Below are 18241 nucleotides of genomic sequence, written 5' to 3'. Positions count from 1 at the left end.
CTACCCGCCGTGGTGACTTGCCTCTCAGTGGGTTAGCCTTGACGTCGTGAAGGGTCTTGGAGAGCTTGAACGCACGGTCATGGAAGTCGTCTGGGACTGGGAGGACTCCGGCCGCGGAGCCCCCACCGCGCGTGACGTCAGCCGCGCGCTCGCCGGTGACCGCGACCTCGCCCACACCACCGTCATGACCGTTCTCGACCGGCTCGCGAAGAAGGGCTTCCTGCGCCGCCGCCGCGACGGCCGCGCCTGGCGGTACAGTCCCGCCGAGAGCCGGGAGAGCTATGTGACGGAGCTGATGCTCGGCGCGCTGAACGAAACCGGGGACAGGGACGCCGCGCTCGCCCATTTCGTCCGGTCGGTGTCCCGTGATGAGATGGACGTCATACGTCAGGCCCTGGCCGACCTGACGGCCGACCGCACCCCACCCAAGGAGCCACCGGCATGACCGGAACGGCGCTGCTCGCCCTCATCGCGCTCGCGACGATCGGCGGCGCGCACGCGCTGTCGCGGGCGCGCTGGACCTGGCGCGCGCCGCGCCTCGGCATCGCGCTGTGGCAGGCCCTCGGGCTGAGCTGGGGCGTCGCGACGATCGGCGCCCTGCTCGGCCTGGCCCTGCTGCCCTACCGCAAGGGCATCGCGGGCGGCCTGCCCGGGATGCTCGCCGACCAGGCGGCCCGGATGGACGGGGTCCATCTGGCGGCGCTGCTGGCGGCGGTCGGGCTGACCGGCGTGCTGCTGGCCATGCTGATGGGCGCGGTCGTCCGCGTCGTCCGCGCCCGGCGGCGGCACCGGGCCGTGCTCGCCCTGGTGTCCCGCCGCGACTCCGCCGTCCCCGGCACGCTGGTCCTGGACCACCCGGGCGCGGCGGCGTACTGCGTCCCGGGCGTCCGCTCGGCGAAGGTCGTGATCAGCGCCGGGACGCTCGAACTCCTCGACCCCGACGAGCTGGCCGCCGTCCTCGCCCACGAGCGCGCCCACGCCCGCGAGCGCCACGACCTCGTGCTGCTGCCCTTCACCTCGCTGCGCCAGGTCTTCCCGCAGATCCGGCTGGTCGGCCGCTGTCTGGACGCCGTCGAACTGCTCATCGAGATGGCCGCCGACGACCGCGCCCGGCGGCACCGCTCGGCCCGCGAACTCGCGACGGCGCTGCTCCGGTTCGCCGCCGCCCGGCCCGCCGCCGCGCCGCGCGGCGCGCTCGGCGTCGCCACCGCCGACGACATCCCGGTCATGGCCCGGGTGAACCGGCTGCTGGAGCCCCGGCCCGTCCGGCGCTCGACCCGGCTGGCGACGTTGCTCGCGATCCCGGCCATCGCGATCGTCCCGGTCCTGCTCTACGCGCTGCCGCACTAGACGTTCCACACCGCCGCGACGCGCGGCGCGTCCGCCGCCGCCTGCTCCCGGCCCGCCGCGAACGCCGCCGCCCAGGCGCCCGGGTCGCTCGGATCGGCCAGCAGGGCGCGGGACGGGCCGTCCGGGACGATCCGCCACGGTTCTTCGCCGGGCGGGCCGCCGAACGGGCCGCCGGCGCCCGGTTCCACCACGATCTTGACGTCCGCGCCGTCCGCCAGGTCCTCGTTCGCGCCCCCGCGCAGCGCGCCGTCCATGTACCGGCGGCCGTCGATCGTGACCGCCGGGGCCGTGCCCGGCATCGCGGTCGCCGCCGCGACGGCCGTGGCGAGCGGTGCCGGGTCGGACGCATCCAGGATGCGCGGGACGCCCGTCGCCACGTCCACGACCGGGACCACCAGCCGCTCCGGCCAGCGCTCCGCGCCGATCAGCGCGGCCATCCGGGCGATGACCTCGCTTTCCCGATCGACCTCGCCCGCCGCCTCCGCCGCGAGCCCGAGCCGTCCCGCCCGGCACAGCCGCTCGGCGGGGGGCGCGGCCGGGTCCTGGAGCGCCGTGATGATCTCCTGCATCCGCGCCGGGCTGGGACGGCGTCCGTTGCGGCGGGGGGCGACCGCGCCGAGGCGGGCGGGATCGTCCCCCGAGGCGAGCAGCGCGCCGACGATCGCGCCCGCCGACGTGCCGATGATCCGGTCGGCGGTGCCGAGGTCGACGCCCGCCTCGCGCAGCCCGGCGAGCAGGCCCGCCGTCCACGCCGTCGCCGGGATGCCGCCCGGCCCGAGTACCAGTGCCTTCATGGCGCCCAGTCTCGGACCTCAACTTTCCTTGAGGTCAAGGCCCGTGCCGTGGAGGCGGGTGATGTGCAGGCGGATGACGAGGCGGCGGTCCTTGACGACCTGCTCCAGGAACGCCCGCTCGTCCTCCGGGGAGAACGGCGGTTGCAGCGCCAGGAGTTCGCGGCCGACCGCGTCGCCCGGCTCGCTCGTGACCGCGGACAGCTCCGCGTCGGCCTCCACGATCGCGAACGCCAGGTGGTCGGGCGTGCTGACGTGCAGGACGGCGCGCGGGTCGCGGCGGAGCTGGCGCACCTTCAGCCGGTCCTCGGTCGTGCTGATCCGGATCAGGCCGGCGTCGGCGTCGAACGCCTGGGCGACCGTGGAGAGCTGCGGACGGCCGTCGCGGCGCGTCGTCGCGAGCACGGCGAACGGGTTCTCGCGCAGGATCGTCGCCAGCGCGGCGTCGTTCAGCGGGGCGGGGCCAGGTCCCTGGCCGGGTCCGTAGGCGGTCATCGCACGGTCTCCTTGGTGAGAGCGGGTTCGGTGGTGACAGAGGGGCGCACGCGGCGCTGGACGGCCAGCGCGACGGCGAGGGCCGCGACCAGCAGCACCGCGCCGACGCCGAACGCGGCGCGGTAGCCGTCGTTGAGCGCGTCCGGCGCGGTCCCGGGCGTGCGGCCCGCGACCGTGGACGCGACGGCGACGCCGAGCGCCGCGCCGATCTGCTGGGAGGTGTTGAACAGCCCGGACGCGATCCCGGCGTCCTCGGGACGCGCCCCGGACATGCCGAGCCCGGTCAGCGCGGGCATCGCGAGCCCCGCGCCGAAGCACAGGACCATGAGCGGCAGGACGTCGGCGGCATAGGAGCCGTCCACCGGCAGGACGAGCAGGAAGTACCGCGACGCGAGCAGCAGCACGAGCCCCGCGACGAGCACCGCCCGCTCCCCGAACCGCGCCGAGAGCCGCGCGGACAGCAGCAGCGACGCCGCACCGATCGCGACGGCCGCGGGCAGCATCGCGAACCCCGTCGCGGTGGCGCCGTAACCGAGCACGCGCTGCATGTACAGCGCGATGAAGAACTGGAAGCCGAACATCGCCCCGATCAGCAGCAACTGGGCGAGGTTGGCCCCCCACACATTGCGCGAGCGGAACATCCGCAGCGGCAGCAGCGGGGTCGCGGCGGTGGCCTGCCGGACGACGAACCCCGCGAGCAGCAGCGCCGCGACGCCGCCGAGCGCCAAGGTCCGCGCCGACGTCCAGCCGTGCCCGCCGGTCTGCACGATCGCGTAGACGGCGAGCATCAGCCCGGACGTCGCGAGGACGGCCCCGAGCGCGTCCGCGCCCGCCCGCAGCCCGAGCCCGGCGTCGGCGGGCAGCACGCGCAGCGCGAGGACGATCGCCGCCGCACCGATCGGCAGGTTGACCAGGAAGATCCAGTGCCAGCCGAGCCGGTCGGCGAGCACGCCGCCGAGCACCTGCCCGATCGACGCGCCCGCCGCGCCGACGAACGCGTACGCGCCGAGCGCCCGGCCCCGCTCGCGCGGCCCGGTGAAGATCGTGACGAGCATCCCGAGCGCGACGGCCGAGGCCAGCGCGCCCCCGGCGCCCTGGACGAACCGCGCCGCGACGAGCGCGGCCGGGCTCGCGGCGACGCCGCACAGCAGCGAGGCGAGGGTGAAGACGGCGAGCCCGGCGACGAAGACCGTCCGGCGGCCGAGCAGGTCGCCGAGCCGTCCGGACAGCAGCAGCAGGCCGCCGAACGCGATCATGTAGGCGTTGACGGTCCAGGTCAGGCCGCCGTCGGTGAAGCCGAGGCCGTCCTGGATCGCGGGCAGCGCCACGCTGACGACGCTGCCGTCCAGGATGATCATCAGCATGCTCGCGCAGAGGACGGCGAGCGCGAGCCCCCGGGCGCGGGGCTGGGAAAGGTCCATCGGTCTCTCCTTCGGGAACGACAAGAGAGACCGTAACAGATAGTTCGGTAATAGACGATCTAAAACCGGATCAGGTGCTGCGCTCCCGTGCCCGGCGCGTCGCGGGCGCGGGCGCGGGCACGGCCAGATGCCCGTCCACCAGCCGGTTCAGGGCGCGCACGAACACCGCGCGCTCGTCCTCGGGCAGCGCGTCCAGCACCGCGCCGTGGACGCGGTCCACGATCTCCTGGCTGCGCGCCGCCGCCGCCGCGCCCGCCGGCGTCACCCAGATCACGCGCGCCCGCCGGTCCCGGCTGGACGGCCGCCGCTCGGCCAGGCCCGCCTTCTCCAGCGCGTCCACGGTCGCGACCATCGTCGTCTTGTCCATGTCGCCGATCTCGGCGAGCTGGATCTGCGTGCGCTCCTCCTCCAGCGCGTGGACGAGCACGCAGTGCATCCGCGACGTCAGCCCGACCTCGGCCAGCGCCGCCGCCATCTGCGTCCGCAGGACGTGCGCGGCGTGGTTGAACAGGAAGGACAGGTCCGGCAGCGCCCGGACCGGGGCCGGTGTGGTCATGCCTCCAGCGTAACCGGGACGATCCCGTCCCGGACGATCCGCTTCGGAACGGGCTATCCTGAGCGCATGCAACGCCACGCGTGCCCGACCTGGTGGCCGTCCTAGCGACGGCCACCGATCTCCGCACGCACGGCGGGCCGTCTCGGACGGCCCGCCACAGCTCCCCGCGCGGCGCCCGTCCGGGCACGGCCCCGACCACCGCACAGGGAGCTGATCCATGAACGACCCCGATGACCTCGAACGCCGCGTCGCGGCCCGTCCGTCCGCGTTCCGGATCCTGACCGGCGACCGGCCGACCGGCCCGCTGCACCTCGGGCACTACTTCGGCACGCTCGCCAACCGCGTCCGGCTCCAGCGCGCCGGGGTCGAGCTGTTCGTGCTCGTCGCCGACTACCAGGTGCTCACCGACCGGGACGTCGCCGACCGCCTGGAGGAGCACGTCCTCGGCCTCGTCGCCGACCATCTCGCCGTCGGCGTGGAACCTTCCACGGCGACGATCTTCGCGCACAGCGCCGTCCCCGCGCTCAACCAGCTCATGCTGCCGTTCCTGTCGCTGGTGACGGACGCCGAGCTGCGCCGCAACCCGACCGTCAAGGACGAGATCCAGAACTCGCGGCAGGCGTCGGTGAGCGGGCTGATGCTGACCTACCCCGTCCACCAGGCGGCCGACATCCTGTTCTGCAAGGCCAACCTCGTCCCGGTCGGCCGCGACCAGCTCCCGCACCAGGAGATCACCCGGACGGTCGCGCGCCGCTTCAACGAGCGCTACGCCCCGGTTTTCCCGGTGCCCGAGGCGCTGCTGTCGTCCGCGCCCGTCCTGCTCGGCACGGACGGCCGCAAGATGAGCAAGAGCCGGGGCAACGCGATCGCGCTGTCGGCGTCGGAGGACGAGACGGCCCGGCTGCTCACCCGCGCGAAGACCGACGCCGACCGGCACATCGCCTACGACCCGGAGAACCGTCCGGAGGTGGCGAACCTCGTGCTGCTCGCGGCGCTGTGCCAGGACCGCGACCCGCACGACGTGGCCGCCGACATCGGGGCGGGCGGCGCGGCGGCGCTGAAGAAGACGGTGATCGAGTCGGTGAACGAGTTCTTCCGCCCGATCCGCGAGCGCCGCGCGGTCTACGCCGACGACCCCGAGCAGCTCCACCGGATCCTCGCCGAGGGCAACGCGCACGCCCGCGCCGTCGCCGACCGGACGCTCGCGGAGGTCCGCACGGCGATGGGGATGCCGTACTGAACTACGGCGCGGCGCCTTCTTTGGCCGGCGCGGGCGCGGGCGCGGCGGCCGGGACGGGCGGCTCCGCGCCGGACGGACGGCGAAACCGCGACGGGGCCGTCAGCGCGGCGAGCCCGAGCGCGACCGGCACCCACGTCACGGTGGCGAGCCGGTCGGTCTCGGAGCCGAGCGGATGCATCGTCACGACGACGGCCCCGGTCAGCCCGGCGAGCAGCAGCGGCCAGGCGACGTCGCCGCGCAGCCGGGTGAACAGCCCGGCCGCGCCGAGCAGGTACCCGGCGGGAATGAGCGGATTGTCGTGCATCTGCGGCAGGATCCGGTCGTTCCACAGCTCGCCGGCGAGATCCTGGAGCCGGGGCCAGACGTCCGGGACGTCCGGGTGCCGGTAGTGCCGGGTGAACGTGTCCTGGAGCGTCGCCGACGTCCCCGGCAGGTGCAGCAGCGAGCTGACGAACCCGTTGCCCACGAGGACGATCCCGGCGATCCCCGCGATGGCCAGGCACGCCGGACGCCACCGGGCGAAGAAGAACAGCGGCACCGAGCCGACGAGCAGCGCCGCCGACAGCGCCACGCCGTTCGCGGGCTTGACGACGCAGCAGAACGCCAGGCCCGCCGCCAGCAGCGCGCCCGCCCGGATCCGGGCCGTGTCGCGCAGCAGCAGCACCGCGCCGGTCAGCGCGAGCAGCACGCAGAGGATCATCGGGGCCTCGGCGAGCATCCGGCTCGTCCACAGCCCGGTCGGCAGGAGATAGAAAACGAGTTCGGCGAGAAAAGCCTGCGCCGGCCGCAGCCCGGCCGCGAGCGCCAGGCCGACCACGGCCACTCCGCAGGCGACGCCGAGGAACGCCGTGCCGAGGGCGAATCCGCCCGGGCCGAAGGCCCAGACGAAAGGCGTCGTCAGCAATGCGTAACCGGGCCGCGACGTGAAGATGTCCTCGAACCGCTGCGGCGCCCGCTGCGGCAGCGAACTGCGATAGTCCAGGCACGTGCCGCCGTGCCGGAAACGGCTCGTGGGGCGCGGCGTGCCGTGCGCCATCGCCGAGCAGGTGATCCGGGCGGCGTCCAGCTCCGCGCGCGGTTCCGCGACGCCCGCGAAACGGAACGCGTCCCGCGCGTACCAAAAGGTGTCGGGCGTGGCCGTCGACGGCCCGGCCGACCAGCGGACCAGCCATAACGTCGCGCCGAGCACCACGGCGGCGGCCACGAAAAGGCCGGTCCTGAGCCATCGCCGGTCACCGGGGACGGGACGGGCGAACGGCGTCCCCAGGCCGATCCGCAGATTATTCACCACATGAGAAGGATTCCCAGCGACGATCCCGCGTTGACGGGTTCACCTAACATTTGGCTAATGGCCACTTTGCCGTGCGAAGCGGACACGCCCCTTCCGGGGGAACTTTTTCCGTCACCGTGAGCGGCCGATGACGTTCGGCGTCTCCACCACCCCGTTGTCAGGGGCGATTGGTATGTTCCGCGGGACTGGAAGGCTGTTCCGCCATGACTGATCTCCTCGACCGCCGCGCCCTCAACCGCGCGCTGCTCGCCCGGCAACTGCTGCTGGAGCGCGTCCCGCTCGCGCCGCTCGACGCCGTCGAGCACCTGGTCGGCATGCAGAGCCAGGCGCCGAACCCGCCGTACGTCGGGCTGTGGACGCGGCTCGACGGCTTCGCGTTCGCCGACCTCGCCGCGCTGGTCGAGACGCGCGCGGCCGTCCGGATCCTGCTGATGCGCGGGACGATCCACCTCGTCAGCGCCCGGGACGCCCGCGCGCTGCGGCCCCTCGCCCAGACCCTGCTGGACCGCGTCATCAAGGGGTTCGAGGACGTCCTGCCCGACGCCCTCGCGGCGGCCCGGGAGCATTTCGCGGAGAAGCCGCGCAGCGCGAAGGAACTGCGCGAGATGCTCGCCGAGCGGTGGCCCGGCCATGACGCGACCGAACTCGCGCGGGCCGTCCACTACGCGCTGCCGCTCGTCCAGGTGCCGCCGCGCGGGGTGTGGGGGAAGTCGGGGCTCGCCCGGCACACGAACCTCGACACGTGGCTGGACGGCGTTCCGGGCGAACCGGGCACGCTCGACGGGCTCGTCCTGCGCTACCTCGGGGCGTTCGGCCCCGCGACGGTCCGCGACGCGCAGCGCTGGTCCGGGCTGACCGGGCTCGGCGCGGTGTTCGACCGGCTCGCGCCGCGCCTGCGGAGGTTCCGCGACGCCGACGGCCGCACGCTCTACGACCTGCCGGACGCGCCGCGGCCGGATCCGGACACGCCCGCGCCCGTCCGGCTCGTCCCCGACTTCGACAACCTGACGCTGTCGCACGAGGACCGCAGCCGCGTGATCACCGAGGAGCACCGCAAGCGCGTGTTCACCGTCAACGGGATCATCCGGCCGACGCTGCTGGTGGACGGGTTCGTCCACGGCATGTGGGCGATGGACGCCGCGCGCGGCACGGCGACCGTCCGGGTCGTGCCGTTCGCGCCGCTGCCCGACGCCGACGCGGTCGAGGCCGAGGCCCGGCGCCTGCTCGCCGCCGCGCATCCGGCGGCCGAGCACGCCGTCATCGTGGAGCCGGTCTAGCCGAGCTGCTCGAAGCCGTCCCGCCAGGACGCGATCGACGGCTTCCAGCCGAGGTCGCGGGCGCGGGCGTTGGACACCGGACGGCCCAGCACCGCCGCGTGCCGTCCGCCCTGCGGCGGCGCGGGCGCGTCGAGCGCGGCGCTGTAGACCGGCAGCCAGTCCTGCGCGAGGGCGGGCTCGTCGTCCACGATGTTCACCGGGCCGGCGGGCCACTCCAGCGCCGCGACGGACGCGATCGCCGCGTCGTCCACGTGGACGAACGACGTCCAGCCCGGGTCCTGCTTCTGCTCGCCGCGCCGGACCTGCTCGGCGAAGAAGCCGTCCCGCGCGTACCAGGTGCCCGGCCCGTACAACGCTCCATACCGCAGGACGACGCCGCGCGGCAGCTCGGCGACGGCGGCCTCCAGCGCGGCCACGCCGGCGTACGGCGGCAGCGACGCGTCCAGCGGGTCGGTCTCGACGGCGGGCGTCGCGCCCGGCACGTACACCCACGCGATGCTCTGCGCGACCATCCGCTCGACCCCGGCCGCCTTGGCGGCGTCGACGAGGTTGCGGGTGCCCTCGATCCGCAGCCGCGAGTTGGCGTCGAAGTCGCGGGCGGCGAGGTCGGTGAGCTGGTGGACGATCACGTCCGGCGCGGCCTCGGCGACCGCCGCGCGCGTCGCGGCGGCGTCCAGCACGTCGAGGACGACCGGCGTGGCCTTCTGTTCTTCGATGGACGCCGTGCGGTCGGCGCGACGTGTCGTCCCGACGACCTCATGGCCCGCCTGGACCAGTGCCGGGATGAGCCGGCGGCCCACGACGCCGGTCGCTCCGGCAACGAAGATCTTCAAGGGGGGAACCTCCACGCGATGCACGTCCCTGTGGTCGTCCTGACGGCAGCATAACCCCGGATCAACCCCCGTTTCCCTCCCTGACCGGGTGAATCCGGACGTCGAACGCCGGGCGACGAATCCGGATCCGCCCGGCGCGCCGGGGCCCCGTTTAGGAAACCGGGTTCGTCTTCGGGGACCGCACCCTAAATGCCGCCCCACGGTGAGCGTACCGCCACAGACTGTTTATTGCAGTCCCGGTCGTCTTCATTACAGTCGATGCCGCCCGGGGCGGGCCGAAGCGAAGGAGCGTGTGGTGGGGACGGAGATCACGCTGGTGCTCGGGGACATCACCGAGCAGGAAGTGGACGCCGTGGTCAACGCGGCCAACTCGTCCCTGCTGGGCGGCAGCGGCGTGGACGGCGCGATCCACCGGCGCGGCGGGCCGGAGATCCTGGCGGCGTGCCGGGCGCTGCGGGCGTCGCGGTACGGGGGCGGGCTGCCGACGGGGCAGGCGGTCGCCACTCCGGCCGGGCGGCTGCCCGCGCGCTGGGTGATCCACACGGTCGGGCCGGTCTATTCGACGCAGGCGGACCGTTCGGATCTGCTCGCTTCGTGTTACCGGGAGTCGCTGCGCGTGGCGGAGGATCTCGGTGCGGACACGGTCGCTTTCCCGGCCGTGTCCGCCGGGATCTATGGATGGCCGCTGGACGACGCCGCCCGCATCGCCGTCGGCGCGGTCCGGGCCACCGCCGCGCGGGTCGCGCAGGCGCGGTTCGTGCTGTTCACCGCCGACGTCTACGCGGCGTTCCAGGGCGCGCTCGCGGACTGATCGGGGGGCCGGTCAGTCGTCCTCGCGCACGGGCGGGACGATCAGCGCGGCGCGGTGCGCGTGGTGCAGGACGCGGTCGGACACGCTGCCGAGCAGGACGGACTTCGCCCCCGAAAGGCCGCGCGAGCCCATGATGATCAGGGAGGCGTCGAGGGATTCGGCGACGTCCACGATCGCCGCCCAGTTCGGGCCGTTGGAACGTTCCGCGCGGGCGGTGACCGTGCCGAACCCCGCCTTGCGCGCCAGCTCGGCGCCCTGTTCGGAGATCTGCTCGGCCTCGGTCTGCTCGCCGTACTTCTCCGAGTCGGCGCCCTGCTCGGGCGGGAGCGCCCCGACGGTGACGACGGGCGCCCAGGTGAGCTGGGACAGCAGCGGCTCCCAGACGGTGAGCACGACGGCGGGCTCGTCGGTCTTGACGTGGGCGGCGGCGTATTCGATGGCGGTCCGCGCGTCGTCCGAACCGTCGTAAGCAATCAGAATGGTCATGTTCCGAACATGTCCTGAAGGCTGTTGTTTATGCCCGTACGCCGGAAAAGGTGACCGATCAGGCACCCGGGACCGGGTCGGTGCCGGGCGGCCCGGCGAACGCCTGCGCGATCCCGAGCCAGCGCGCCGCGTCCGGCCCCTCCGCCGCCACCGCGAGGTCGTCGGGGTGCCGCCGCCGGGTCGCGAGCAGGCAGAAGTCGAGCGCGGGGCCGGTGACCCGCTGCGGCGCGTCCTCCGGTCCCCAGGTCCACGCCTCGCCGTCCGGGCCGGTCAGCGCGACGTAGAACTCCTCGGCGGGCGGCTGGAGGCCCCGGCTGCGGAACGCGTTGTCCCGCGTCCGGACGCCGATGTGCGCGACGTGCCGCAGCCGGGCGGTCGGCGCGCGGACGGCCCCGAGCGCGTCCGCGACGTCCTGCCCGTGCGCCCAGGTCTCCATGAGCCGCGCGGTCGCCATCGTCCCGGCGGCCATCGGCGGCCCGTACCAGGGCAGCCGGACGCCGCGCGGGACCGCCGCCAGCGCGGCGGCGAGCGCGGCCCGTCCGGCGCGCCAGTCCGCGAGCAGTTCGGCGGGCGGCCGGGCCGCGCCCCGCTCGGCGGCGCGGTCGACGACGTCCAGGTCGGTGTCGGCGAGGCCCGCGGTGAACGCGTCCGGGTCGGTCGCGGCCTGGAGCGCCACGCCGTCCGTCCAGGTCAGGTGCGCGATCTGGTGGGCGATCGTCCAGCCCGCCGCGGGCGTCGGCGTCGCCCACCGGTCGGCGGGCAGCGGGGCGACGAGGGCGTCCAGGACGTCGCCCTCGGCGGTGAGGTCGGCCAGCAGGCTCGAAAGATCGGGCATGGCGTCATGATCCCGCCCGGCCGCGGCCGGCGACAAGGGGAACCGAGCGTGATTCGGTTCAGCGGGGGAGCAGCGGGCCGAGCGGGCCGAGGTCGAGGTTCAGGTCCTCCGGGGTGAGGTCGTAGCGGTCGCGGAGCTTGGCCATCCGGTCCTCCAGCAGCATCAGCGTCATGCCGATGCGCTCCTCCTCGTCCTCGGTGAGGTCGCCCTCGTCCACCCGGCGCAGCGCCTGGCGCTCCATGAGCTGCCGCAGCAGCTCCACGATCGTCAGGACGAGCTTGATCAGGTCCCGCTCGACCGTGTCCTTGTCGGTCGCGATGCGGTTGGCGAGCCGCTGCCGCGCGTCCATCAGCCGCCTCCGATCATGTCGAACGGCCCGCGCCCGCGCCCGCCCCACGGTGACGGCATGTCCGCCTTCACCGACGAGATCAGCGCGCGCAGCGAGATGTGGACGAGGTCGACGTCCGCGATGGCCAGCGTGATGTCGCCGGTCAGCACGACGCCGTCGGAGAGCAGCCGGTCGAGCAGGTCGACGAGCGCGATCTCCCGGTTCGCCAGCGGATAGTCCGCGTCGTAGGCGGGGGAGCCCGTGTACTCGTCGTAGCCCGGCAGGCCCGCCCTCACCGGACCGCCTCCGGATCGGCCGGGACGGCGAACGAGTACGGCGCCCACGGGCCCGTCACCTCCACCCGGATGCCCGGGACCGCGCCGTCCGCGCTGCGGGCGCGCTCGGCGAAGTCGCGGGCGCCGGCCGCGTCCACCAGGTAGGCGGCGTTCAGGACGTTCTCCCCGCGCGCCCCGGAGAGCTGCGGGTTCTGCGGCCGGTGGTGGCGGGTGTCGACGGCCAGCTCGGCGAGCGCGGCGTCCACCCGGTGCCCGAACTCGGCGGCGCGGCGCCAGACGTCCTCGCGGGAGCGGCGCGCGTCGCGGCGGCGGCGCAGGTAGTCCTTGCCGGTGGCGGACGGCGGCGCGGCCGGTTCGGGCGGCGGCGGCTCGACGTAGAGTTTGACGCCCCACTCGACGCGTCCGTCCAGGTCGTCCAGCGCGGCCGTGAACCGGTCGTAGCCGTCGCGCAGGACCTCCGCGACCCGCTCGTCGCTGCGGTAGACGGTCGCCATGCGCAGCGGGAGCGTCGCGCCGTGCGTCCCGACCGCGTCCACGACCCCGTGGTGGGCGCGGGCGATCGCCTCCAGCCATTCGATGCGCTCCAGCTTGGCCTTCAGCGCGTCCGCGTCGTACTCCTCCAGCGGGACGGCCCCGACGACCGCGACCAGGTCCCGGTGCGCGACGAGATGCACTTCCGTGCCGTCGACGCCGCGCACGCCCGCCACCTGCTCGGGCTTGAGCCCCCGGGTGACGGCGTAGGCGTAGCTCGCCGGGGTCATGAGGTCTCCTTCCCCGCCTCCAGCTGGGCGATCCGGTCGCGCAGCTCCCGGTTCTCGGCCGCCAGGTCCCGGCTCTCGACCGGCTTCGGCGCGCGCGACGACAGCGACGGGTCGTGCTCCCACCAGTCGATGCCCATCTCCTTGGCCTTGTCGACGGACGCGACCAGCAGCCGCAGCTTGATCGTCAGCAGTTCGATGTCGAGCAGGTTGATCTGGATGTCGCCCGCGATCACGACGCCCTTGTCCAGGACGCGTTCCAGGATGTCCGCGAGGTTGGCCCCCGATCCGGGGCCGCGCGCGCTGACGGACGGCGCCCCGCTCTGCCACAGGCTCGCCTCGGTCACGGTGCCCCTCTCCTTCTCGCCTCGCTCGCCTCCAGCAGGTCGAGCAGTTCGTCCTCGCGCCGGTCGAACTCGGCGGCGCCGATCCGGCCCGCGTCGAGGTCCCGGGCCAGCTCCGCCAGCTCGCGGCGGAGCGCGGCCGGGTCGTAGTACTCCCGCTCCGCCGCGTCGATCACCTGGTCGAGCGTCCAGCCGGCGACCCGGACCGGCGCGAGCGGCAGCAGGAGAAGGTTGCTCAGCAGCCCCATCGGGTCACGTCCCGGGCGCCGCGTCGACGAAGCTGTAGGGCGGCAGCGGCCCGTACAGGTTCAGCTCCATGAGCCACCCGATCTCGCCGCGCAGCGTCTCGACCAGCTCGGCCAGCTCGCCGGCCTGCGCGTCCTCCACCAGCAGCGACACGTTGAGGAACGCGCCGTCCACCGGCGGGCCCGGACGCTCGGCGACCGAGTGCGGACGCAGCAGGGCCAGCAGCCGCGCGGCGTCGCGCTCGCGGTGGCCCTCCAGCGCGACGGCCACGCGCTCGCCGAAGTCCATGCGCTCGCGCGCGGTTCCGCCGTCGGCGGCGCGCAGGGCCTCGTTGGCCTCGCGCAGCGCGGTGTCGTGCCGCAGGATCTCGCGCAGGACGGCGTCCTCGTGGTGGGCGGCCTTGATGTTGTACTCGGCCCGTCCGTCCAGGCCGCTCAGCAGCTCGGCGTACGTGCCGGAATGGGCGTTCAGCTCGCGTTCGAGGGTCGCGTCGTCCGGGCTGAGCGTGCCGAACCGCATCGGCAGGACGGTGCCGTCCGCCATCAGCGCCTCCAGCACGGCCTCGTGCGCCTCCAGGTCGCGGCGCTTGGCGCGCAGGCCCTCGGGCGCGTCGCTCACCACGGCCGCGACGCCGTCCGCGCGGACGGCCCGCAGCGGCGCCGGGTCGGCCCCCACCCCGGCGGCGCCGTCCAGCTTCAGCGGATGCGCCGACCGGGTGAGGCCGTAGACGTACGTGCTCATTCCGCGGGCTCCTTGCGGCGCGAGCGCGTGCTGCGGGGCTTGTCGTCGTCGCCGGAGTCGCGGGACGGGCGGATCGTGTCGCCGATCGCCTCGACGGCCCCGGCGAGCGCGCCCTTGGACTTGCCGTGCGCGCCCTTCTCGGTGACGTCGCCGACCAGCTCGGGCAGCGTCGTCGCGTTCCCGTTGTTGGTCAGGTCGAGGCGGTTGCACGCCTCGGCGAAGCGCAGATAGGTGTCCACGCTGGCCACGACGATCCGGGCGTCGATGGTGAGCAGCTCGATGCCCACCAGCGAGACGCGGACGAAGACGTCGATCACCAGTCCTCGGTCCAGCACCAGTTCGAGGACGTCGTACAGGGATCCGCGCCGTCCGGCGCTGGTATTGGGGGTGGTCCTCGCTTCCGTCATCACTGACATGGGGGGTCCTCCTCGGGGGGTTCAGGAACGGTCCGCCTGGCCCCGCGTGTAGCGGTGACAGCGCTCGTAGCCGAGCAGCTCACCGTCGTCGTCGAGCGTCACCCGGTAACTCGCCAGCAGGCTCATCGTGTCCGGGACGCGCGCCAGCTCCAGGACCTCGAACCGGATCTCCCAGCCGTCCTCGGCGCGGCGCAGGGCCGACACCGACTCGGGCTCGTGCCCGGTCAGCTCCACGAACTGGTCGCGGGCCCTGCGCACCCTGGCGACGGCCGACAGCGTGCGGCCGGGGGAGTCGCCGTTCCGTTCGGTCTCGTTCATCGTTCCGCCGGGGTGCCCGGGGACAAAACGCTCAAACACCCCGGGCAAAGAACAACGAGTCGGCCATGTCGCCTGACCTCGTACTCTTTACCGCGATGGCCCCCCGAACCCGGCGGCCCCAGGGCGAGATCACCCGGGGCACGACCGCCCCCAACCGGCTGCGCCGCGTGGACCGCTGGATCGCCGCGACGCAGCGCGCCGCCCTGCGCGCCGCCGACCGTCCGCTCGCCGTGGACCTCGGGTACGGGGCGTCGCCGGTCACGGCCGTCGAGCTGTACACGCGGCTGCGCGCGGTGGCGCCGGGGCTGGAGGTCACCGGCGTCGAGATCGAGCCGGACCGGGTCGCGCGCGGGACGGCGTTCCTCGCCGCGTCCGGCGGCGCCTACCCCGGGCTGGCGTTCCGGCGCGGCGGGTTCGAGCTGCCGGTGGACCGGCCGCCCGTGCTCGTCCGCGCGTTCAACGTCCTGCGCCAGTACGACGAGGCCGCCGCCTGGCGCGCCTGGGACGACCTGCGCTCCCGCCTGCACCCGCGCGGCGTCCTGGTCGAGGGCACCTGCGACGAGATCGGACGCCGCGCCGTCTGGGTCGCGCTCGGCCCCGAAGGCCCCCGGACGGTCACGTTCGCCGCCCGCGTGGACGCGCTGGACCGCCCGTCCGGGTTCGCCGAGCGGCTGCCGAAGACGCTGATCCACCGCAACGTCCCCGGCGAGCGCGTCCACGCGTTCCTCGCCGAGTTCGACCGCTGCTGGGCCGCCGCCGCGCCGCACTCGGCGTTCGGGCCGCGCGCCCGCTGGGTGGAGGCCGTCGCGCTGCTGGCCCGGACTCAGCCGGTGCTGGCGCGGCCCCCGCTCGGCGGGCGGACGCGCTGGCGGCTCGGCGAGGTCAGCGTGCCGTGGCGCGCTCTGGCTCCGTGACGCGCCGCTCCAGCACCTCGACCGTGCCGCGCGTCCCGTCCACCCGGACGATGTCGCCGGTGCGCAGCCGCGCCGTCGCGTCGCCCGTCCCGACGACCGCCGGGATGCCCAGCTCGCGCGCCGCGACGACCATGTGCGACAGCGGCGCCCCCACGTCGGTGATCACCGCCGACGCCCGCGTGAACAGCGGCGACCAGCCGATGTTGGTGACCATCGCGACGATGACCTCGCCGTCGCGCAGGTGGTCGCCGTCCTCGGCGTGCGCGAGGACCCGCACCGGGCCCTCCACGACGCCCGCCGAGCCCGCGAAGCCCGGCAGCGTGCCGCCGTCCTCCTGCGCGGCGGGCTCGGGGCCCTCGTAGACGTCCGTCCGGCGGTCCGGGTCGGCCGCCCACGCGAACGGGTCGAACCGGCCCTTGATCAGCGTCGGGTAGGGCGGCAGCGACCGGTACCGCTCGTAGGTGCGGCGGCGGACGGCGACGCGCTCCAGCGGACGCCGGTCCCCGTCGAGCACCGCCAGGATCTCGTCGATCGGCAGGAAGAACAGGTCGTCCCCGCACCCGGTCAGCTCCCCGGCGCGCAGCACGAACTGCCGGACGGCCCACATCGCCCGCACCGTCTCCGACCGGACCGCCTCCCGCTGGTAGGTCACCCGGGAGAACTTCGCGACGCGGCGCGAGATCCGCGCGGCCTGCCCCGGATGCCGCTCGCGCAGCCGCCACCACGCCTCCCGGCGCTGCCGCTCCCGACTGCGCAGCAGCGTCACGGCGGCGCGCGCCTCGTCCGACACCGGCCCCGGCCACTCGGGGTCCTCGGCGGGACGCGGCGTCGCCAGCTCGAACTCCTCGGGACCCCGGTGCCCCCACCGCTGCCGGTAGGTGTCGCGGCCGATGATCCCGCGCGCGTACCGGGCGAGGCCGACGATCGGGCCGAGCGTCGCCGACGGCGTCCCGTCCGGCGCGGCCACGCCGGTGAGCAGCAGGTTCGCGTCCTCCTCGCCGACGGCGGCGGCCACGGCGGGGTGCACCGCCGACAGCGATCCGGAGCGCTGCCCGCCGGCCGCCTCCTCCATCTCCCCGCACGTCTTCAGGTGCGGCAGGATCTCGTCGTGCCAGAGGCGGATCAGGTCGCGCTCCGTCGGGGCGTCGGCGGCCCGGCGCCGCAGCGTGTCGGACCGGTCCCGCGCCCGCGCCAGGAACTCCTTCACCCGCCGCCGGTTCGCCGCCCCGCGCGCCGCCGACCGGGCCGCCACCGGCCCGACCGCGCGCAGCACCGCGCGGCGCGGCAGCGGCGCGGGCTCGGCCTCGTCCTCGCCGGGCAGCCGGTCGTACAGCGCGGAGGGCGGGCTGGAGCGCCCGAACGCCCGCGCGATCGCGGCCCGGACGCTCAAGTTCTGGTACAGGCGCCCGCCGACGACGCCGAACGTCCGGAACCCCGGCACCGACGTCGCGGGCGCGGACGCCTGGAGCATCAGCCGGGCCAGCGACCACGTGCACGGCGTCATGACGTCCGCGGCGATCTCGCCGGTCGCGCCGTTGCTCCACACGTCGTCGCCCGCGATGCTGTCGTTCCACACCTCGGTGTCGCCGAGGCTGGACACCGGCGTCGCCTGGAGCACCCACGGGACGCCCTCGTGCCGCGCCCACCGCACCATCATCGGCCGCTCGAACAGCTCCTCGACCCGCAGGCCGACGCGCGCCAGCTCGGCGGCGTCCCGGGCGGACAGCACGGTCGCGCCGGACGTGCGGCGCGCCGCGACCTTGCCCGACGAGCGGTCCACGACGATCTGCTCGGCCTCGTGCCGGCCCGCCTCGTCCCGGCTCGCGTTCACCAGCATGTGGCCGGCCGCCTCGCTCATCGGCGCGACCGTGAACAGCGTCCCGGCGGCCGACGGCTCCAGCATCGACTGGACGACGATCGCCATCGCCGCGTCCTCGTGCCGGATCCCGGCGCGCTCGCGGTAGAGGATGGCCTGCGCCGTCCACAGCGACGCCCACACCTCGCGGACCGCCGCCAGCAGCGCGGTGTCGCCGCGCACGCCGAGCCGCGCGAGATAGCGCCCGCCGAACGCCAGGCCCGCGATCTCCTCGGCGCCCGACGCCCGCACCGCCACCTCGTGCTCGCGGTCGCCGAGGTCGGAGTACGCCCAGCGGATCGCGCCGCTCAGCTCGGTCCCCGGCTCGTGCTTAGCGAACAACTCGCCGATCGCGCGTTCGGCCTCGTCCGGGCCGAGGTCGGCGACGGCCGTCAGGATCTCGCCGCCGATCCCGGCCTCGTCGACGTACCGGCGGTACGCCTTCTCCGTCACATGGAACCCGGCCGGGACGCGCAGCCCCGCGATGGCCGTCCGCGCCAGCGCCGCGCCCTTCGCGCCGACGCGGGCGGCGTCGGCCGCGTCCGGATCGGCGAGCGGGAGGACCAGCTCCCGCTCCCAGTCCGTCTCCCACGTCTCCGCCATAGTCCAACCCCCTGGGCCTCGCTTGCGTCCGGGGGC

23 protein-coding genes are annotated in these 18241 nt (G+C 74.6%); 6 read left to right on the top strand and 17 right to left on the bottom strand.

The window, feature by feature from the left end; all coding sequences use genetic code 11:
• Window positions 1-46 precede the first annotated feature (46 nt).
• Together GQ466_RS21965 and GQ466_RS21960 are read left to right on the top strand one after the other, a co-directional pair.
• Entirely contained in the window at window positions 47-445 is a 399-nt protein-coding gene (locus GQ466_RS21965; protein WP_103560773.1) for a BlaI/MecI/CopY family transcriptional regulator, read from the top strand.
• Window positions 442-1350 carry a M56 family metallopeptidase gene (locus GQ466_RS21960; RefSeq protein ID WP_161104900.1) on the top strand — a complete coding sequence of 303 codons (909 nt, stop codon included), beginning with the start codon at window positions 442-444 and terminating at the stop codon, window positions 1348-1350. Before GQ466_RS21965 ends, GQ466_RS21960 begins: the two co-directional genes overlap by 4 nt.
• Here the strand turns inward: GQ466_RS21960 and GQ466_RS21955 are convergent.
• The 4 genes from GQ466_RS21955 to GQ466_RS21940 form a co-directional block, all read right to left on the bottom strand.
• The gene (locus tag GQ466_RS21955) at window positions 1347-2144 is read right to left on the bottom strand and encodes a patatin-like phospholipase family protein (protein WP_161104899.1); all 798 of its coding nucleotides are present in this window, start codon (window positions 2142-2144) and stop codon (window positions 1347-1349) included. The two genes, GQ466_RS21960 and GQ466_RS21955, sit on opposite strands and share 4 nt — an antisense overlap.
• Window positions 2145-2162: 18 nt before the next feature.
• On the bottom strand, window positions 2163-2636 hold the full coding sequence (locus tag GQ466_RS21950; RefSeq protein WP_161104898.1) for a pyridoxamine 5'-phosphate oxidase family protein: 474 nt from the start codon (window positions 2634-2636) through the stop codon (window positions 2163-2165).
• Entirely contained in the window at window positions 2633-4057 is a 1425-nt protein-coding gene (locus GQ466_RS21945) for a DHA2 family efflux MFS transporter permease subunit (protein ID WP_161104897.1), read from the bottom strand. The genes GQ466_RS21950 and GQ466_RS21945 overlap by 4 nt, the downstream gene beginning before the upstream one ends.
• Window positions 4058-4127: 70 nt before the next feature.
• On the bottom strand, window positions 4128-4613 hold the full coding sequence (locus GQ466_RS21940; protein WP_161104896.1) for a MarR family winged helix-turn-helix transcriptional regulator: 486 nt from the start codon (window positions 4611-4613) through the stop codon (window positions 4128-4130).
• A 217-nt stretch (window positions 4614-4830) separates the two neighbouring features.
• On the opposite strand from GQ466_RS21940, the gene trpS reads away from it, so the two are divergent.
• On the top strand, window positions 4831-5853 hold the full coding sequence (trpS, locus tag GQ466_RS21935) for a tryptophan--tRNA ligase (protein WP_161104895.1): 1023 nt from the start codon (window positions 4831-4833) through the stop codon (window positions 5851-5853).
• 1 nt (window position 5854) lies between these two features.
• On the opposite strand, the gene GQ466_RS21930 is transcribed toward trpS, so the two are convergent.
• The gene (locus tag GQ466_RS21930) at window positions 5855-7144 is read right to left on the bottom strand and encodes a hypothetical protein (protein WP_161104894.1); all 1290 of its coding nucleotides are present in this window, start codon (window positions 7142-7144) and stop codon (window positions 5855-5857) included.
• Between the two features lie 203 nt (window positions 7145-7347).
• On the opposite strand from GQ466_RS21930, the gene GQ466_RS21925 reads away from it, so the two are divergent.
• Window positions 7348-8421 carry a winged helix DNA-binding domain-containing protein gene (locus GQ466_RS21925; RefSeq protein WP_161104893.1) on the top strand — a complete coding sequence of 358 codons (1074 nt, stop codon included), beginning with the start codon at window positions 7348-7350 and terminating at the stop codon, window positions 8419-8421.
• Here the strand turns inward: GQ466_RS21925 and GQ466_RS21920 are convergent.
• Window positions 8418-9254 (bottom strand): NAD-dependent epimerase/dehydratase family protein, encoded by an 837-nt coding sequence (locus GQ466_RS21920; RefSeq protein ID WP_161104892.1) that lies wholly within the window; start codon window positions 9252-9254, stop codon window positions 8418-8420. The genes GQ466_RS21925 and GQ466_RS21920 overlap by 4 nt on opposite strands.
• Before the next feature lie 295 nt (window positions 9255-9549).
• Between GQ466_RS21920 and GQ466_RS21915 the strand changes: the two genes are divergently transcribed.
• On the top strand, window positions 9550-10065 hold the full coding sequence (locus tag GQ466_RS21915; protein WP_161104891.1) for an O-acetyl-ADP-ribose deacetylase: 516 nt from the start codon (window positions 9550-9552) through the stop codon (window positions 10063-10065).
• Window positions 10066-10077: 12 nt separating this feature from the next.
• Here GQ466_RS21915 and GQ466_RS21910 read toward each other — a convergent pair whose 3' ends face one another.
• From GQ466_RS21910 to GQ466_RS21865, 10 genes are read right to left on the bottom strand one after another with little or no spacing between them, the layout of a single operon-like run.
• Entirely contained in the window at window positions 10078-10551 is a 474-nt protein-coding gene (locus tag GQ466_RS21910) for a universal stress protein (protein WP_161104890.1), read from the bottom strand.
• Window positions 10552-10609: 58 nt separating this feature from the next.
• The gene (locus GQ466_RS21905; RefSeq protein WP_161104889.1) at window positions 10610-11386 is read right to left on the bottom strand and encodes a TIGR03084 family metal-binding protein; all 777 of its coding nucleotides are present in this window, start codon (window positions 11384-11386) and stop codon (window positions 10610-10612) included.
• 58 nt (window positions 11387-11444) lie between these two features.
• Entirely contained in the window at window positions 11445-11735 is a 291-nt protein-coding gene (locus GQ466_RS21900; RefSeq protein ID WP_161104888.1) for a gas vesicle protein K, read from the bottom strand.
• Complete coding sequence (locus tag GQ466_RS21895) at window positions 11735-12010, bottom strand: gas vesicle protein GvpJ (RefSeq protein WP_161104887.1); 276 nt, start codon at window positions 12008-12010, stop codon at window positions 11735-11737. Before GQ466_RS21895 ends, GQ466_RS21900 begins: the two co-directional genes overlap by 1 nt.
• Window positions 12007-12771 carry a GvpL/GvpF family gas vesicle protein gene (locus GQ466_RS21890; RefSeq protein ID WP_161104886.1) on the bottom strand — a complete coding sequence of 255 codons (765 nt, stop codon included), beginning with the start codon at window positions 12769-12771 and terminating at the stop codon, window positions 12007-12009. Before GQ466_RS21890 ends, GQ466_RS21895 begins: the two co-directional genes overlap by 4 nt.
• Entirely contained in the window at window positions 12768-13115 is a 348-nt protein-coding gene (locus tag GQ466_RS21885; RefSeq protein WP_161104885.1) for a gas vesicle protein, read from the bottom strand. The genes GQ466_RS21890 and GQ466_RS21885 overlap by 4 nt, the downstream gene beginning before the upstream one ends.
• Entirely contained in the window at window positions 13112-13360 is a 249-nt protein-coding gene (locus tag GQ466_RS21880) for a gas vesicle protein GvpG (RefSeq protein ID WP_161104884.1), read from the bottom strand. Before GQ466_RS21880 ends, GQ466_RS21885 begins: the two co-directional genes overlap by 4 nt.
• A gap of 4 nt (window positions 13361-13364) precedes the next feature.
• Complete coding sequence (locus tag GQ466_RS21875) at window positions 13365-14099, bottom strand: GvpL/GvpF family gas vesicle protein (RefSeq protein WP_161104883.1); 735 nt, start codon at window positions 14097-14099, stop codon at window positions 13365-13367.
• On the bottom strand, window positions 14096-14506 hold the full coding sequence (locus tag GQ466_RS21870; protein WP_161104882.1) for a gas vesicle structural protein GvpA: 411 nt from the start codon (window positions 14504-14506) through the stop codon (window positions 14096-14098). Before GQ466_RS21870 ends, GQ466_RS21875 begins: the two co-directional genes overlap by 4 nt.
• A gap of 30 nt (window positions 14507-14536) precedes the next feature.
• Entirely contained in the window at window positions 14537-14833 is a 297-nt protein-coding gene (locus tag GQ466_RS21865; RefSeq protein ID WP_161104881.1) for a gas vesicle protein GvpO, read from the bottom strand.
• A gap of 95 nt (window positions 14834-14928) precedes the next feature.
• On the opposite strand from GQ466_RS21865, the gene GQ466_RS21860 reads away from it, so the two are divergent.
• A complete protein-coding gene (locus tag GQ466_RS21860; protein WP_161104880.1) occupies window positions 14929-15747 on the top strand; it encodes a class I SAM-dependent methyltransferase in 819 nt (272 codons plus the stop codon).
• Here the strand turns inward: GQ466_RS21860 and GQ466_RS21855 are convergent.
• Complete coding sequence (locus tag GQ466_RS21855; protein ID WP_161104879.1) at window positions 15716-18205, bottom strand: PEP/pyruvate-binding domain-containing protein; 2490 nt, start codon at window positions 18203-18205, stop codon at window positions 15716-15718. The two genes, GQ466_RS21860 and GQ466_RS21855, sit on opposite strands and share 32 nt — an antisense overlap.
• Window positions 18206-18241 lie beyond the last annotated feature (36 nt).

Origin of the sequence: Actinomadura rayongensis (genome assembly GCF_009831215.1) — a bacterium.
GTDB classification, from domain to species: Bacteria; Actinomycetota; Actinomycetes; order Streptosporangiales; family Streptosporangiaceae; genus Spirillospora; species Spirillospora rayongensis.
Note: the sequence above shows the minus strand (reverse complement) of the source record. Positions and strands in the feature narration are given on the sequence as shown.